Origin of the sequence: Empedobacter sp. GD03861 (assembly GCF_029840885.1) — a bacterium.
Taxonomy (GTDB): domain Bacteria; phylum Bacteroidota; class Bacteroidia; order Flavobacteriales; family Weeksellaceae; genus Empedobacter; species Empedobacter falsenii_B.
Genome location: NZ_JAOCDJ010000030.1, coordinates 1 through 15,986, shown reverse-complemented (window position 1 = coordinate 15,986; position 15,986 = coordinate 1). Strand labels below are relative to the sequence as shown.

The following is a 15,986-nucleotide window of genomic DNA, read 5'->3' as shown; positions in this document are numbered from 1 at the left end:
AATTTGGTCATACATTAATTTTAAATTATTTATCGCCATGAGTACATTAAGAAACAAAGTTCAGCTAATTGGGAATGTTGGTAGCAATCCTGATGTTAAAACATTAGAAAACGAAAAGAAGTTTACAAAATTTAGTCTAGCAACGAACGAAAGCTACACAAATAGCAAAGGTGAGAAAGTTCAGCAAACGACGTGGCACAATTTAGTTGCTTACGGACCAATTGTAAATGTGATCGAAAAACATGTAGAAAAAGGGAAGCAACTTGCTATAGAAGGCAAATTGACTTACCGAGATTATCAAGATAAAGATGGTCAACAAAAAACGATTACAGAAATTATAATTGATGAAATTGTACTTCTTTAGCGTTTAAAATAAAAGGGAAACAGTGATGTTTCCCTTTTATTATTTTATAAGATTCCAAAATAAATTTGGAATATGAATTATCCTAACATTCGAATCGCGGTTTTTAGACCTTCAATAAATGTATCTATTTCTTCTTTTGTATTATAAACAGCGAATGAAGCTCGTACCGTTCCCGGAATATTGAAATGCTGCATAATTGGTTGTGCACAATGATGACCAGTACGAACAGCAATTCCTTTTTTATCCAAAATCATTCCGACATCAGATGAATGAACGCCGTCAAATTTTAAGTTGAAAGAAACTGCGCCAGAATGTTCTGCATCTTTTGCATAAATCTCCACTTCATCAAATTCTGATAGACGTTGAATTGTATAATCTACCAATTCTTTTTCGTAATCGTGAATCGTTTGCATTCCAATAGAATTGATAAAATCTACCGCAGCTCCAAGTCCGATAATTCCTGCAATATCTGGTGTACCAGCTTCGAATTTGAAAGGTAAACAAGCGTATGTTGAAACCTCCATTGTTACATCTTTTATCATCTCTCCTCCTCCGTGGAAAGGTGGTAATTCATTCAAAATATCTTCTTTTCCATACAAAATACCGATTCCAGTTGGACCGTACATTTTATGACCAGAAAAAACCAAGAAATCACAATCCATTGCTTGAACATCAATTGCAGTATGTGGAGCAGATTGTGCCGCATCAATCAAAACCCAAGCACCTTTTGCATGCGCTTTTTCGATAATTGTTTTGATCGGATTTACAACACCTAATGCATTTGAAACTTGATTAACACAAACTAATTTGGTTTTATCTGTCAATAAATCATCCAACTTCTCAATATCCAAAATACCTTCTGCAGTTAACGGAATATATTTTAGTTTAGCACCAGTTCGCTGACACAACAATTGCCAAGGAACGATATTAGAATGATGCTCGATTTCGGTAATAATAATTTCATCATCGGCTGATAAAACATTACGAAGTGAATTAGAAACTAAATTAATTCCTTCCGTCGTTCCACGCGTAAAAATAATTTCGTAATCGTGTTTCGCATTGATAAATTTCTGAATCTTACGACGCGATTCTTCCATCAAATCTGTTGCTTCTTGACTTAATGTATGAATTCCACGATGTACATTTGCATTGTACTTTTCGTAATATTCGTCCAAAACATCTAAAACAACTTTCGGTTTTTGAGAAGTTGCACCATTATCTAAATAAACCAATGGTTTTCCGTTGACTTCTCTATTTAAAATTGGAAATTGACTTCTTATTTGTTGAATATCTATTGACATTTTTTTAAGTTTTGAGTAATGAGTTATGAGTGATGTGTAATAAAAAAGTAAGTATTCAAAATAGTTTCAAATACTTACTTTATATTTCAAAATAAGTTCAACTTAAAACTTATTACTTATAACTCAGAACTATATTTTATAATTCGAAATCTAAACTAACTCCTAATTTTTTTGCAATTATAGAGTTAACTCGATTTGAGATTTGTGGAATTTGTACATGTCGCAAAGCGTCTGCAGCAAAGGCATACAATAACATTGCTTTCGCTTCTTTCTTTGGAATACCACGTTGTTGCATATAGAACAAAGATTCTTCTTCTAATTGTCCAACTGTACATCCGTGCGAACATTTTACATCATCAGCAAAAATCTCTAATTGAGGTTTTGTATTAATTGAAGCTCCATCAGATAATAAAACATTATTATTTTGTTGGAATGCATTCAATTTTTGCGCTTCTTTGTGAACATAGATTTTACCATTGAAAACTCCTTGCGCTTTCTCATCATAAATTCCTTTGTACAATTCGTGCGACTCACAATTCGGGAAATTATGCTCCACAAATGTATGATGATCGATATGTTGTTTTCCATCAATCACCGTAATTCCGTCCATTACAGAGTTACAATTTTCTCCATTTTGGAAGAAATTCAAATTGTTACGTACAAATTTTCCTCCAAAAGCAAACGTAAATACATTGGCACGAGAATCTCTTTCTTGATTGATGTATGTATTATCAACTAAAGAAGCATCGTTAGAATCATTTTGGAATTTGTACCAATGAATCTCAGAATTACGTCCAACATTCACCTCCGAAACAACATTTGTTAAGTTTGCTTTTTCGTCTAATGTTTGATGTCTTTCGATAATTTGAACTTGCGCATTATCTCCAACTACAACCAAATTACGTGGTTGATACATCGCTTCTTGAGAAGCTCCTGTTGAGAAATAAACAATCTGAATTGGCTTAGATAAAATTACATTATTTGGAACATAAATGTAAGCTCCATCTTTTGCAAAAGCTGTATTTAAAGCAACTAAACTTTCACCTTTTTTCGCAATTTTTCCGTAATAATTCTCAATTACAGCTTGATGAGTTGTTTTATGCATTGCGCTTGACAAGACACAAATATCAGCTTCATCATGTGTTGTATTTGACAAAAACGAAGAATATTTTCCATTAATGAATACGATTGTGTACGTATCGATATCATTAATCAAATATTTCTTGATGTCTTTGTACTCAATTGCAACTTCGTCTTCTGGGAACAATTTGTAATCCACCTTCAACAAAGGAGCAAGATTTGTATATTTCCATTCTTCGTCTTTACGTGTCGGAAAACCTTTTTGATTAAAGATTTCGATGGCTTCTTGACGTAAACCTTCGATTTCTTTATTCACTTTGTTTTTTTCGTTGAACACTAAATGACGAGAAACTAAATTTTCTTTTAAATCAATCATTTTAGATATTGTATTAATGTATTATGTAAGAAGTAAAAAGTACTTTGGACTTAATACATTTTACATTTTACAAAATGTTTAGATTCCTGCTTCTTCTTTTACCCAGTCGTAACCTTTTGCTTCTAATTCTAAAGCTAATTCTTTACCACCAGATTTAATGATTTTTCCGTCTGCTAAAACGTGTACAAAATCAGGAACGATATAGTCTAATAAACGTTGGTAGTGTGTAATTACTAACACTCCATTGTTTTCATTTTTGAATTCGTTTACACCATCCGCAACAATACGTAAAGCATCAATATCTAAACCAGAATCAGTTTCATCTAAGATGGCTAATTTTGGGTTTAACATTAACATTTGGAAAATTTCGTTACGTTTTTTCTCACCTCCAGAGAAACCTTCGTTAAGCGAACGAGATAAGAAATCTTTTTTGATTCCTAATAATTCAGCTTTTGCACGAATTTCTTTCAACATTTCAGAAGCTCCCATTTCTTCTAAACCTTGCGCTTTACGCGTTTCGTTGATAGAAGTTTTGATGAAGTTTGTTACAGAAACTCCAGGAATTTCGATTGGATATTGGAAAGACATAAAAATTCCTTTTTGTGCTCTTTCTTCTGGTGCTAATTCTAAGATTGATTCATTATCAAACTCGATATCACCATCGGTTACTTCGTAATCTTCTTTACCTGTAATAACGTTAGATAAAGTTGATTTTCCTGCACCATTAGGTCCCATAATCGCGTGAACTTCACCTGGATTAATTTGAAGGTTTAAACCTTTTAAAATTTCGCGCTCTTCGATACGAGCATGTAAGTCTTTTATATTTAATAACATAATCTAATTTGTAAATTAGTTAATGTGATAATTCTTTAATTATCTTGATTTTGATGTACTTATAATTTTATTCACAATTTTAGAAATATTAACCAATTTTTCGGTTAAATACTCTGAATTGGGATAATTCTTTGATAATTGACATAATTCTAACCAATACATAGTTTCGTCAATTTCTTTTGCTGAAATTTTGAATTTATGAATAAAATCGTTCATACTCTCAGCATTTTGAGCTTCTCTAATATTAGCTCCGATAGAAGTTCCTGATTTTAATAATTGGTTTGAAATTACAAACTTTTTATTCATTTCAAGTTCTTCACAATATTCTATTATTAATAGTGAAAATTCTAAAGTTAATTTTAAAATGATATTATCTTTTTCCATCGTTAACACATTTATAATTAACTCATCAACACATTATCACATTAATAAACTATCCTACAGAACCTTCTAATGAGATTTCTAATAATTTTTTGGCTTCAACGGCAAATTCCATTGGTAATTTGTCTAATACTTCGCGGCTAAATCCATTTACGATTAATGCAATCGCTTTTTCTGTATCGATACCACGTTGATTACAATAGAACAATTGATCTTCACCAATTTTAGAAGTTGTTGCTTCGTGCTCTAATTGAGCCGATTTATTTTCGATCTCGATGTAAGGGAAAGTATGCGCACCACACTCGTTACCCATCAACAATGAATCACATTGCGAGAAGTTACGTGCTCCTTCGGCATTTTTCATCACTTTCACCAAACCACGATAAGAGTTTTGCGATTTACCAGCAGAAATACCTTTCGAAATAATTGTCGATTTCGTATTCTTACCGATGTGAATCATTTTTGTTCCTGTATCCGCTTGTTGATAATTATTTGTTACCGCAATTGAGTAAAACTCTCCTACCGAATTATCTCCTTTCAAGATACAAGATGGATATTTCCACGTTACCGCAGAACCTGTTTCAACTTGCGTCCACGATACTTTTGCATTTTTCTCACAAACTGCACGTTTTGTTACAAAATTGAAAACTCCACCTTTTCCTTTATCATCACCAGGATACCAGTTTTGTACAGTAGAATATTTGATCTCAGCATCATCCATAATGATTAACTCAACCACAGCAGCGTGTAATTGGTTTTCATCACGCATTGGCGCTGTACAACCTTCTAAATACGAAACATAAGCACCTTCGTCCGCAATTAATAAAGTACGCTCAAACTGTCCTGTTCCTGCAGAGTTGATACGGAAATACGTTGATAATTCCATTGGACAACGAACACCTTTTGGAATATAACAGAATGATCCGTCCGAGAAAACTGCCGAGTTTAAAGCTGCATAAAAGTTATCTGTTGGCGGAACTACTTTACCAATGTATTTTTTCACCAATTCTGGATGTTCTTTAATTGCTTCCGAAATTGACATAAAAATAATTCCTTTTTCTGCTAATGTTTCGCGGAAAGTTGTTTTTACTGAAACTGAATCAAAAACCACATCAATCGCAACTCCAGACAAACGTTTTTGTTCATCTAAAGAAATTCCTAATTTCTCGAAAGTTTTTAATAATTCAGGATCAACTTCGTCTAAACTTGCTAATTCTTTCTTTGGTTTTGGAGCTGCATAATACTGAATAGCCTGAAAATCTGGCTTTTCGTAAGTTACGTTTGCCCATTCTGGTTCTTCCATTTTAACCCAAGCGCGGTAAGCTTCCAAACGCCATTCCGTCATCCACTCAGGCTCCTCTTTTTTGGCTGAAATAGCACGCACGATATCTTCATTCAATCCAACTGGGAATTCTTCATATTCCATTTCAGTCGTCCAACCAAACTCATATTGCTTTTGGCTAGCAAGATCTTCACGTAGATCGTCTTCTGTATATTTTGTGTTACTCATCTTATTATTTATAAAATGTATAGGTAAAATTAAACTGTAAAGGTTGCTGTTTATCAGCTTTATTTCCTAAAAATTTGAATTCTTTTAATCGTTGATTTTGATCTAAAATCACCTCAAATTGTGGTTGATTATTTTTCGAAATCTGATATTTATTTTGAGCAATTAATTTAATTTCTGACCAAGGTCCTTCTACCAAATTAATTTTTTCTGTTTTTTGCGCAACATCTGGTGTATATTCTTTTATTTTGAATGGCACCTGAAATGTCGAATTGCTATAACAAATCTTATTAATGTCTTGACCTAATGATTTTGTAATTCTACAATCGTGCATTAATCGATCTTCGAAACCAATTTTCTGCTCCATATAGGTTTTCTTCAACATCACATCTCCTTCTAACCAAATGATATCAAATAGTTTATTTCCGTTTTTGACATACATATTTTCTTGGTCATAAAAGAATTGATTTGTTTTTACTTCACTTCCTTTTCTTGCTATTGTTTCAGCAGAAATTACACCATCTTTGTACGTATAACTTACTTTAGTTGGTGTTGCAACCTCATCTGTCAATTCAAAATCAAGAAGATTTCCTGTCGCATCATAATTTGCTTTGTACGCAACTTTTTTGTTTGATGCATTGGTAATGGTGATTGTTTTGATTTTTGATTCGTCTAAATCCAACGCTTTTATAAAAGGTTTTACATTAAACAAACCGAAAAATAGTTGTTCTGAATAAGCTTTATTCAATTTTTTTGAAGATTCGGTTGGTTGAAAAACCATCAAATCTTTTTCTACAATTGTATTTTGTCCAAAAGCAACAAAACCAATCAAAAACGTAACGAATAAAGCTATTTTTTTCATCTTAAACAGCAAAACTTTCTCCACAACCGCACGTGCGCGATGCATTTGGATTATTGAATACAAAACCTTTCCCATTCAATCCTCCCGAATATTCTAATGTCATTCCAACAAGGTATAAAAATGATTTTTTGTCAACCAAAATTCTTACGCCATTGTCGTCAAACAATTTGTCATCTGCGTTTTGTTCTTTCGTAAACTCTAAATTATAGTTTAAACCTGAACATCCTCCACTCGTAACTCCTACGCGAACAAAAGATTCTTCGATAGAAGTTCCTTCTTCTTGTAAAAGTGAAATTATTTTATTTTTTGCTGATTCTGAAACCTTAATCATTTGATTCTAATTTTATATTGCAAAGGTACTTATTTAAAATGACTTCAAATAATGAACGATATAAATATTAACAATCGCTTAAGTTATATTATTTATCGCCAACTTACAATTGGATCAAATTACTTCAATCCCAATTTGTTTCGTGTACGTTTCAATACTTTTTGTGCAACACCTCTTGCTTTCAATGCTCCATTTTCTAAAAATGCATCCAAAGTCACTTTATCATTCATCAATTCATCAAACTTAGTACGCGCATCAGCATATTTCTCTAAAATCAATTCGTATAAAGCCTGTTTTGCATGACCATATCCGTAACCTCCATTCAAATAATTTTGACGCATTTCCTCTATTTGTTCTGGCGTTGCCAATAATTTGTATAAAGCAAAAACATTGTCTGTATCTGGATTTTTTGGATCTTCTAATGGCGTTGAATCCGTTTCAATCGACATTACTTGCTTGCGCAATTGTTTTTCTGGTAAGAAAATATTGATGAAATTATTTCTTGATTTAGACATTTTGTTTCCATCAGTTCCTGGAATCAACATAATATTTTCGTCGATTGCAGCTTGTGGTAAAACAAAATTTTCTCCCATTTGGTGATTGAATTTTTCGGCAACACTACGTGTAATTTCTAAATGTTGCAATTGATCTTTCCCAACAGGTACAACTTCAGCATCATACAATAAAATATCCGCAGCCATCAAAATTGGATACGTAAATAATCCAGCATTTACATCTGCTAAATAATCTGCTTTATCCTTGAAAGAATGCGCTAAAGTAAGACGTTGAAATGGAAAGAAGTTCAATAAATACCATGTTAATTCTGTTGTTTCAGTCACATCAGATTGACGGTAAAAAACTACTTTCGAAGGATCTAAACCTAATGCCAGCCAAGTTGCAGCCACTTCGTACGTATTTTGTTTTAACACTTCCGCGTCTTTAATTTGCGTTAAAGCGTGTAAATCAGCAATAAAAATGAAAGAGTCATTTCCTTCTTTCTCCGTTAATTCGATTGCGGGAGAAATTGCTCCTAAAATATTTCCTAAGTGCGGAGTTCCAGTAGCTTGAACTCCTGTAAGTATTCTTGGCATTTGTTTAAAAATTTAAGGAACAAAGATAAACTTAATCAACGAAATGCACCAATTGTAACGAGAAGTTTATTTGAATTAATTGACAAGAATGACGAAAAACATATGGATCAACTAAAAAATCTTCCCAATTTGTCGAAATGGCCAAGTGATTGTGCGACCTATTTTTCTTAAAATAGTTGGAGATTTATAATAACTTACAACAGTAGCTCCTAAAGTAACTTCACTTGCTTCGTTATTACTTATAATTTTTTGACAAACTTCGGGATTACTAAAAGTGAATGATTGAATTTTATCAACAGAATATTCTTTGTATTCAATTTCGTAATTTGACTGTCCTTTAGGAACTTTAAGTTCAAATTTCCCATCTTGATTTGTAACTGATATTTTGTTACTTTCTTTCAACTTAATTTCTGCATCCGAAATAGGGAATCCATTTGTATCATACAATAAACCTTGTACAACAATCGAGTCATTTTCGGTTTGTGCTTTTGTAATAGTTGAAAAGCTCAAAAATCCAACTAAAGAAGAAAGTTGTAACCATCTTTTGGATTGATTAGAAATAGATTTTGAAGCTTCGTATGAATTAAACTGTTCTAAATTTCTAGTTTTAATTTTTACACAAGCGGCAGGATTATCATTCAGAAAAGTTTTTAATTCTTTGAATGAATAATGATCCAAATCGTGAACACATTTAGAACAAACATCACAAAACTTTTGTTGTGCGTTTGTATCAGCCATTTCGTTCCAATTCTGATTGCATTTTTTATCAATTTGTAGCTGCATAAAAATCTACTTTTCAATAAAATTAAACTTTTTTCGAAAATTTTTCAAACCTCAACCAACCTTTTTACAAAAAGATGAATCTATAAAGAAAAAAGATTCATTAACCTTAAATTATATTGATATGAGTAACAAAGCTTTTTTAGACATTCTTTTCGAAAATCGAAACAAAGAATATGGTGCGTATCAACTAAGACAAGTTGCAAGCCAAGATTTGATGAAGTCTCTTTTTGTAGGGATTGGTATTGTTGCATTAATTACTGGTGGAACTATTTATGCAAATAATAGAACAATGAATAATGAAATAACAAAAAAAGGTGATGGTGTAATTGTTATTTTAGATGATGTAACTCCTCCTCCTCCCGATAAAAAAGTTGAAGAAGTTGTTCCTCCAAAAGAAGATCCACCGATGGAAGAAAAAACAATTCAATTGAAAACAGATCAGGCGAAACACATTATTCCGACTCCAACAGAAAGTCCGAAAATTGAAGAAACTATAAAATCTGTTGACGAACTGAAAAAAGTAGATTTAGGTCTTTTTAATAGAGATGGAGATCCTTCTAAAGGTCAAGTTGGCGGTGGTGAAGAAAGTCCTGAAGGAAATAAAATAGGTAAACAAAATACGGACATTCCAGAAGGACCAAAAACTCTAGAACTTAAAAAACCTGATGTTGCAATTACAGCGAAAAATGCTGCGGTAATGGCTATTTATCCGGGTTGTGAAAGCGAAAGCAAAAAAGGAAATGCTGCATTGACAAAATGTATGAGTGATAAAATCTCGAAAGAGTTGGGTGGAGAATTAAGTGATTTTGCCGAAACTGCTTCTCAGAAAAACCTAGGCACAGCCGTTGCTAAAATGCAATTTATTGTGAACAAAAATGGAGAAATATCGCAAGTAAAACCATTGAGCGGAAGTAATCAAGATTTAGGGAAAGAAGCTAAATCTGCGTTGGAGCGAATTAATAAACAAATTCTAAGAAAAGGTAAAAAAATAACGCCTGCAAAATTAGAAGATGGTTCTGATGCAAATTTAATTTTCTCAATTCCGGTTAGATTTCAAACAAACGAATAATTAATAATACTTTTCTTTCTGAAACCATTGCATTCATTTTTTTGAGTGTGATGGTTTCTATTGTTTAAGAAATTGAATATCTATTCAGAAAAAGTTCCTTTAAATGCATATTTGTCGTATAAAATTTAAGTTTTAAGTCAATCTTAACACAATAAAATTGTAACTTCGTCGCGAATTATGAATAAGAATATTGTTTACGGATTGATTGGTTTCGGTTATTTTTTGATCGGAATTTTTACTTGGAAATATCAGTTTTTCATCATCAAATTAGATGAAACAAAAGCGATGTTATTGGGTATTTTATTTATTGTTTATGGCGCTTTTCGTGTTTATCGCGGTATAAAATCTTATAAAAATGATCAAGAAAATTAGTTTACTTTCACTTTCGGCCTTTCTTATTTTTTCTACTTTTAGTTGTAAAGACAAGGAAAAACCAACAAAAGCAGAACAAAAAACTGCTGTAAAGCGCGCTTTGCACGAATATGGAGATTTGGCAATGACGGTAGATCCAAGTTTTAAAAATTTAGCGCAGTCGTTGGCAGATATGTACATGGTTGATTATCCAGATGTGAAAATTACGATTAACGAAGAAATTGAAGAAAAAGCAATCAAAGATTTTTACGAAGGTAAAATCCCTCTGTTAATGGTAAGTAAACCGCTTACAAAAGCACAACAACAACATTTATTCAACAAAACAACAACCAAATATATTTCGTCTGTAATTGCTTTGGACGCTACAGTTTTTATTACTTCTGTTGATAATCCAATCAATTCTATTACGGTAAATAATATTAAGGACAATTTATACAAAAAAGATCCGAAAATAACGTTTGTTTACGATCATCCAAACTCAGCGAATTTCAATACAATAAATGATAAACTAAAATTATCTGTAGAAAATGGAGCGAAAGTAACAGCGATGGGTGATGCTGAAAAAGTGATTGACTTTGTGCAAAAAGATAAAACTGCAATCGGAATTATTGGATTAAATATTTTGAGTGACAAAGGAAATCCAAAAGTTGAAGAATATCTTAAAAAGGTAAAAATATTATCAATTGCAGATGATAAAGGAAATTTAGCATTGCCAACTATTCCGAATTTGAAATATGGTGTTTATCCTTTTTATCGTCAAATTTATATTTTGAAAAATGAAGTTGGTTTCGGAATTGGAGCTGGTTTCACAAGGTTTGCAGGTTCGCAACGTGGACAAAAAATTGTAACACGCGAAAGTCTTCAACCTTATTATATTTATAAACGTGAAGTTCAAATTAATAATCTAGAACAACCCTTACAATAAAAACAGAAAACCTTCCGAAATGGAAGGTTTTTTTTGGTTATTTTCTATTATCTATCTCTTTTCTTAATTCTATTATATGTTTGAAATTAGACAGATTTTCTTCATTCAAACTATACCATTCAATCCAATCTATACGCATTGTTGTGTCATATTCTCCTAACAAAGCATCAAGTAAAATATAAATTGTATTTTGCATTTGTCCACTACCATCAAAATTCTTGATGTATAAATCTATTCCATATAAACCTTCATTTATAGACGATTTATAATACAAATCATCATAAGATATTTCATAATCATTGTAACGAATTCCTAAATTATCATTACCAATTCTTTGGCGAAAAGCAATAATATTCCAATTTTTGAATTTCGGAGATTGTTTAACTAGTTTTTCAACTGATACAAAACTCTCTTTTAAACCATCAGCCGAAATCGTAAATTCTCTTTTCCCATTTTCTAATATTGGACTTGAATTAAAAGCTAAATTTGAATCAACCTTTACTAATTCATTTCTAATCTTATCATACAATTCTAATTGTAATTCTTTGCTATCTATATTATCATAAATGTATTTTTCATTTTTTTTAAACCAATTCCAAAAATTAGTTTCTGGACTTGACTTACAAAAACTAAAAGATGAACAACCAACAATAAATAGGACTAAAAGTAAAATTTTATTCATTATTCATAATATTAATCAAATCTTGCTCCCCAAGGGTTTTGCAAATCGAAACCTAAACTAAATAACATTCCGTTCTTGCGACCATCAACTTGATAATCTGATAAACCAATATCGTAGGAAATTCCAGCTTTTAAAGAACCAACTTTAAACTTTAGGATTGGTGAAACAAACAACGGATTGCTATTTTTAGAATCCATTCCTTGCTTGTACCCTACTCCAATATCAACGCCTTGATTATTGTCTCCAAAACCAATATGCGACATCAAGTTTATATCCAAATGACGCTCCGAATTCGAGTTCAAATTATACACCAAAGAAGGTTCTAACGCAATTCCTTCGGAAACGTTCCATTTATATCCAACATTGAAATAATACCACGTTGGCAAAGGCTCTACATTGTTCACATAATACACATTTTGGCTTAACGGAATATCCAAAACCGACACTCCAGCGGAGAAACCAGCATATTTGAAAGATAATCCCAAATTCGCAAAATATGTAGAATATTTATCTTCTTGTAAAGCAGGGTCATTCGGATCTTCTGCGATAATTTTTGAATAATCAAAACGTTGCGAAACATTAGAAGCACCAACACCGAAAGAGAAAACATTGATTTCGTCTCCATCATAACTTCTATCATCAATAGGAATGTGATATGCTGCATTAATTCCGAAACCAGTCATTTTAACTGCCCCATTTCTATCGTTGAAAAATTGCATTCCCAACGCCAAACGATCTACAATAATTCCGTGCGCACTTACCGTTTGTGTACTTGGACTTTCGGGCAAATCGTCCCACTGATTGCGGTGCGTTCCTGTTATAGAAATCACATTCGGATCCTGCCCTGCGTACGAAGGATTAATCAACATTTTATCACTCACCAAATAGTGATTGTAAAAAGGTAACCCTTGTTGTGCTTCTACTTTCGAAAGTGAAAATAGTGTTAATATGAATAGTGTTATTTTTTTCATAAATATTTTTCAATCAATTATTTGATTTTACGTTTTACTAATATACTTCCAGAATATAAAACTTGCAAATCATCTGATTGCTTCGAGAATTCTAACAAATACCAATATGTCCCATCTGCAACAGGTTTACCATTTAGCGTTCCGTCCCATTTTATAATATCTGTTCCTTCTTGTGTCAATATCTGTTTTCCGTAACGGTCAAAAATAATCAATTTGTACGAATTTGATGTATCGGTAACTTTACCATCTTTTGTCATTGGTTGCCAAATATCATTAAAACCATCATTATTTGGTGTTACAACATTTGGTAAAGCAAGGTAAATAACATTTTTACGCTCCGAAACTCCACAATTATTCAATCTTACTCTTACTGTAAAATTATTATTTTTGATATTATCTGGAATAATTAATTCATTCTTTGTTTGCCAATCTACAATTACTTTTCCATCAGAATCAAACAACGCATATTCTAACTTTCCATTTCCTTTTGCAGAAACAATTATACTTTTTTCGTTGATTGTAATTTTATCAATTGTAGGCAATACTGAAAGAGAAACAACTAACGTTTTAACAATAGAACAACCCGATAATTTATCTTCAATTGTAATTTTATAATTACCTGCATCAAGCTCAAAAATATATGTTCCTAAAATTCTAGTTCCATCTTCTTTTTCTACCTCATAATAATACTTATCGTAATCTGTTTGAGTTGTAAAATCTAAATTGTACAAGTCTCCTGAACAAACTTCTCCAGTTGGTGAAACTGTTATTGTTGGCAAAGTATTTATTTTGTAATAAAACTTAATCGTTGCAATACCACAATAATTTGGATCATTAAAAACAACCTCAACAAAATCGTTATTAGACGTAAATTTTGCATAAATTTCGTCAACAGAAGATTGCGTAACTAAAGTTGGATAGTTTAATTTGATATAATCTAAAACAGATTGAATTTGATTTTTTGCAGTAGTAGGATTATCTTCACAATAAATGATTTCATGATCTTGTGTATGCATTTCTACAGCAAGAACATCAACAATTAAATCTTGTTTTTCATTGATAATAATTTCTTTTTCAACAAAACACGAATTGTCTAATTTATTTTTAAAACGAACTTTAATCGTTGCTTTTCCACCTACAAAAATTAATGGCGTTGAATTATTATGCAAAATTTCGGAGTCATAATCTATGATAGAATTTGCTCCAAACAAATTACTTAATACTTGATCGTCTATTGTAATTTTATCATCACAATCTGCCGTTAATTCTTGTGTAGTATCTGTTACATTTGGTTTCGTAATCACTTGTAATTTTAGCGACATTTCTTCTGAAAAACAGTTTTCTCCGTTTATTTTGACTTTAAATCGAATTGTTTTAGATTGATTATCAGAAAGCGTTTCATCTGAAATTCCATTAAACGTAATATCCGTTCTACCAAGTTTTGATTTTAAATAAGTTTCGATTTTGACAATCGTAAAAGTATATCCCAAACCAACTTCTGAACAAGTAGAATTAAGTGTTGGAATATTATCAATCTTGTCGAAATTAGATTCGTCTAAATTAAATGTTAATTCTACAACTGTATCACAAATTGTATTTCCATTATCAGCTGCCAAAGCTTTTACAATGATTTTTCCATTTTTAGTTGTTTTGATATATGTAAATAAATCTGTAATTTCAACTAAACTATCTTCTTGATAATACTTTAGGTTATAGTTGTTACCATTTTGAATTCTATCAATTGTATTATCTACATGGATTTGTGTAAAATCTGCTAAACAAATATCTTTTATTTCTGCTGGAAGAATATTTGCTTTTGAGGTTTGTTTGATTATTAATGTGCCTTTCTCACCCAAACATCCCGTTCTATAATGAACTGCTTGATATGTTAAGTTTAATTGACCTGAAATTATATCTATTTCATTATTCTCATAAACTTCTGTTCCATCAGATAAATAAAATTTTAAATCGTAATCTTCATCATTAATAACCTGAGTTTTAATTCTTAAATCAAATTTATTAATAGTGAATTTAGAATTGCATGTTGTAATTATTTCTGGTGTATATAAATTATAATGTTTGACATCTCGAATATCGATTTGAAAATCATCTGTACTCTCACATAAATCAGTCCCTATATAAGTGATAGAAACATTCATTCTCACAAGATCATCACTAAAGTTTATTGTTTGACCATCAGAATATCTTACACCTCCATATTCAACATAATTAATTCTAAAATTATTCACATCTGTATAATCCGTCACGTGTTTCTCGATAATATCTTTATAATTAACAACATAATTTTTCCCACAAACTTCATACGTATAATCCGTAAAATAGAAATTATATCCTGCTTTAAAATTAATAGTAACTGTGTATCTATAAATCTCTACATTTCTATTATCATAGACTTTGGCTATATAAGTATGCCCTAATCCTATAGAAGAATTAATATCAGTTGTAATTTCATCTGTAGAAGTAACTGAATTAAATATTTTTATTTTATTTACATCAACTATTTGTGAATGATCTACTGAAATTTGTGATTTGACTTTATCTTTAACTTCTGAAATGGTATAAACTTCACTAAAACATTTACCTGACAATTCTGTATTTCCACTAATTGGCTCTGGTTCACATACAATTGCTGTACCTCCCGGAGTAACAAAACTAATTTTTGCATTAGAATCACGACTTACAAATCCTATTACAATATATTGTCCAGCAACTACATCGATTGGTTTTAATTCACCATCAGCATCATTTCCTCTAATATTATCATAATATTCACATTCATCAGTTTCAGAACTAAACAATCCTCTATCATTACTTTTATCACTAAAAGAACTTCTTACAGAATTATAACGTGTTTTATTATTAAAGAAAAAATTATTCAATTCATTTTCTGATAAAATCCAAACTTGAAAATTAACAGGATTGATTGCTGTAAAATTATATTTAAACTCAAAACTACCTCCTGAAACTACTTTATAATAATTTATACTTTTGTATTTATCATTTTCATCATTTCTACACGAAACGCCATTACTATTA

Annotated in this window: 16 protein-coding genes; 4 read left to right on the top strand and 12 right to left on the bottom strand. The window is 31.2% G+C overall.

The window, feature by feature from the left end; all coding sequences use genetic code 11:
* The first annotated feature begins 37 nt into the window (after positions 1 to 37).
* Entirely contained in the window at positions 38 to 364 is a 327-nt protein-coding gene (gene ssb / locus N5D03_RS11730; protein ID WP_125349072.1) for a single-stranded DNA-binding protein, read from the top strand.
* Positions 365 to 441: 77 nt separating this feature from the next.
* Here the strand turns inward: ssb and N5D03_RS11725 are convergent, their stop codons facing one another.
* The 9 genes from N5D03_RS11725 to N5D03_RS11685 all read right to left on the bottom strand — a co-directional run bounded on the left by N5D03_RS11725 (position 442) and on the right by N5D03_RS11685 (position 8,910).
* Positions 442 to 1,665, bottom strand: a complete 1,224-nt coding sequence (locus tag N5D03_RS11725; protein WP_257468255.1) for a cysteine desulfurase — start codon at positions 1,663 to 1,665, stop codon at positions 442 to 444.
* Positions 1,666 to 1,801: 136 nt separating this feature from the next.
* Complete coding sequence (gene sufD / locus N5D03_RS11720; protein WP_280051768.1) at positions 1,802 to 3,121, bottom strand: Fe-S cluster assembly protein SufD; 1,320 nt, start codon at positions 3,119 to 3,121, stop codon at positions 1,802 to 1,804.
* A gap of 78 nt (positions 3,122 to 3,199) precedes the next feature.
* Positions 3,200 to 3,955, bottom strand: coding sequence for a Fe-S cluster assembly ATPase SufC (sufC, locus tag N5D03_RS11715; protein ID WP_219035199.1), 756 nt, complete (start codon positions 3,953 to 3,955; stop codon positions 3,200 to 3,202).
* 39 nt (positions 3,956 to 3,994) lie between these two features.
* Positions 3,995 to 4,339: a four helix bundle protein gene (locus N5D03_RS11710; RefSeq protein ID WP_114999859.1), complete on the bottom strand. Its 345-nt coding sequence runs from the start codon at positions 4,337 to 4,339 to the stop codon at positions 3,995 to 3,997.
* 49 nt (positions 4,340 to 4,388) lie between these two features.
* Entirely contained in the window at positions 4,389 to 5,846 is a 1,458-nt protein-coding gene (gene sufB, locus N5D03_RS11705; protein WP_114999857.1) for a Fe-S cluster assembly protein SufB, read from the bottom strand.
* A 4-nt stretch (positions 5,847 to 5,850) separates the two neighbouring features.
* On the bottom strand, positions 5,851 to 6,705 hold the full coding sequence (locus tag N5D03_RS11700) for a hypothetical protein (RefSeq protein WP_221854567.1): 855 nt from the start codon (positions 6,703 to 6,705) through the stop codon (positions 5,851 to 5,853).
* A 1-nt stretch (position 6,706) separates the two neighbouring features.
* On the bottom strand, positions 6,707 to 7,036 hold the full coding sequence (locus N5D03_RS11695) for an iron-sulfur cluster assembly accessory protein (RefSeq protein WP_125349067.1): 330 nt from the start codon (positions 7,034 to 7,036) through the stop codon (positions 6,707 to 6,709).
* A gap of 119 nt (positions 7,037 to 7,155) precedes the next feature.
* Positions 7,156 to 8,127, bottom strand: coding sequence for a tryptophan--tRNA ligase (gene trpS, locus N5D03_RS11690; RefSeq protein WP_221854568.1), 972 nt, complete (start codon positions 8,125 to 8,127; stop codon positions 7,156 to 7,158).
* 111 nt (positions 8,128 to 8,238) lie between these two features.
* Positions 8,239 to 8,910 carry a hypothetical protein gene (locus tag N5D03_RS11685; protein ID WP_280051767.1) on the bottom strand — a complete coding sequence of 224 codons (672 nt, stop codon included), beginning with the start codon at positions 8,908 to 8,910 and terminating at the stop codon, positions 8,239 to 8,241.
* 121 nt (positions 8,911 to 9,031) lie between these two features.
* On the opposite strand from N5D03_RS11685, the gene N5D03_RS11680 reads away from it, so the two are divergent.
* The 3 genes from N5D03_RS11680 (at position 9,032) to N5D03_RS11670 (ending at position 11,276) form a co-directional block, all read left to right on the top strand.
* Positions 9,032 to 9,979, top strand: a complete 948-nt coding sequence (locus N5D03_RS11680) for a hypothetical protein (RefSeq protein WP_280051766.1) — start codon at positions 9,032 to 9,034, stop codon at positions 9,977 to 9,979.
* A 177-nt stretch (positions 9,980 to 10,156) separates the two neighbouring features.
* Positions 10,157 to 10,351, top strand: coding sequence for a hypothetical protein (locus N5D03_RS11675; protein ID WP_038333573.1), 195 nt, complete (start codon positions 10,157 to 10,159; stop codon positions 10,349 to 10,351).
* Complete coding sequence (locus N5D03_RS11670; RefSeq protein ID WP_280048964.1) at positions 10,335 to 11,276, top strand: substrate-binding domain-containing protein; 942 nt, start codon at positions 10,335 to 10,337, stop codon at positions 11,274 to 11,276. Before N5D03_RS11675 ends, N5D03_RS11670 begins: the two co-directional genes overlap by 17 nt.
* Positions 11,277 to 11,313: 37 nt before the next feature.
* Here the strand turns inward: N5D03_RS11670 and N5D03_RS11665 are convergent, their stop codons facing one another.
* The 3 genes from N5D03_RS11665 to N5D03_RS11655 all read right to left on the bottom strand — a co-directional run.
* A complete protein-coding gene (locus N5D03_RS11665) occupies positions 11,314 to 11,958 on the bottom strand; it encodes a hypothetical protein (protein WP_280037650.1) in 645 nt (214 codons plus the stop codon).
* Between the two features lie 11 nt (positions 11,959 to 11,969).
* Entirely contained in the window at positions 11,970 to 12,929 is a 960-nt protein-coding gene (locus N5D03_RS11660) for a PorP/SprF family type IX secretion system membrane protein (protein ID WP_280051765.1), read from the bottom strand.
* A 17-nt stretch (positions 12,930 to 12,946) separates the two neighbouring features.
* Positions 12,947 to 15,986 (bottom strand): T9SS type B sorting domain-containing protein (locus tag N5D03_RS11655; protein ID WP_280051764.1); only part of this gene is annotated, 3,040 nt, incomplete at its 5' end.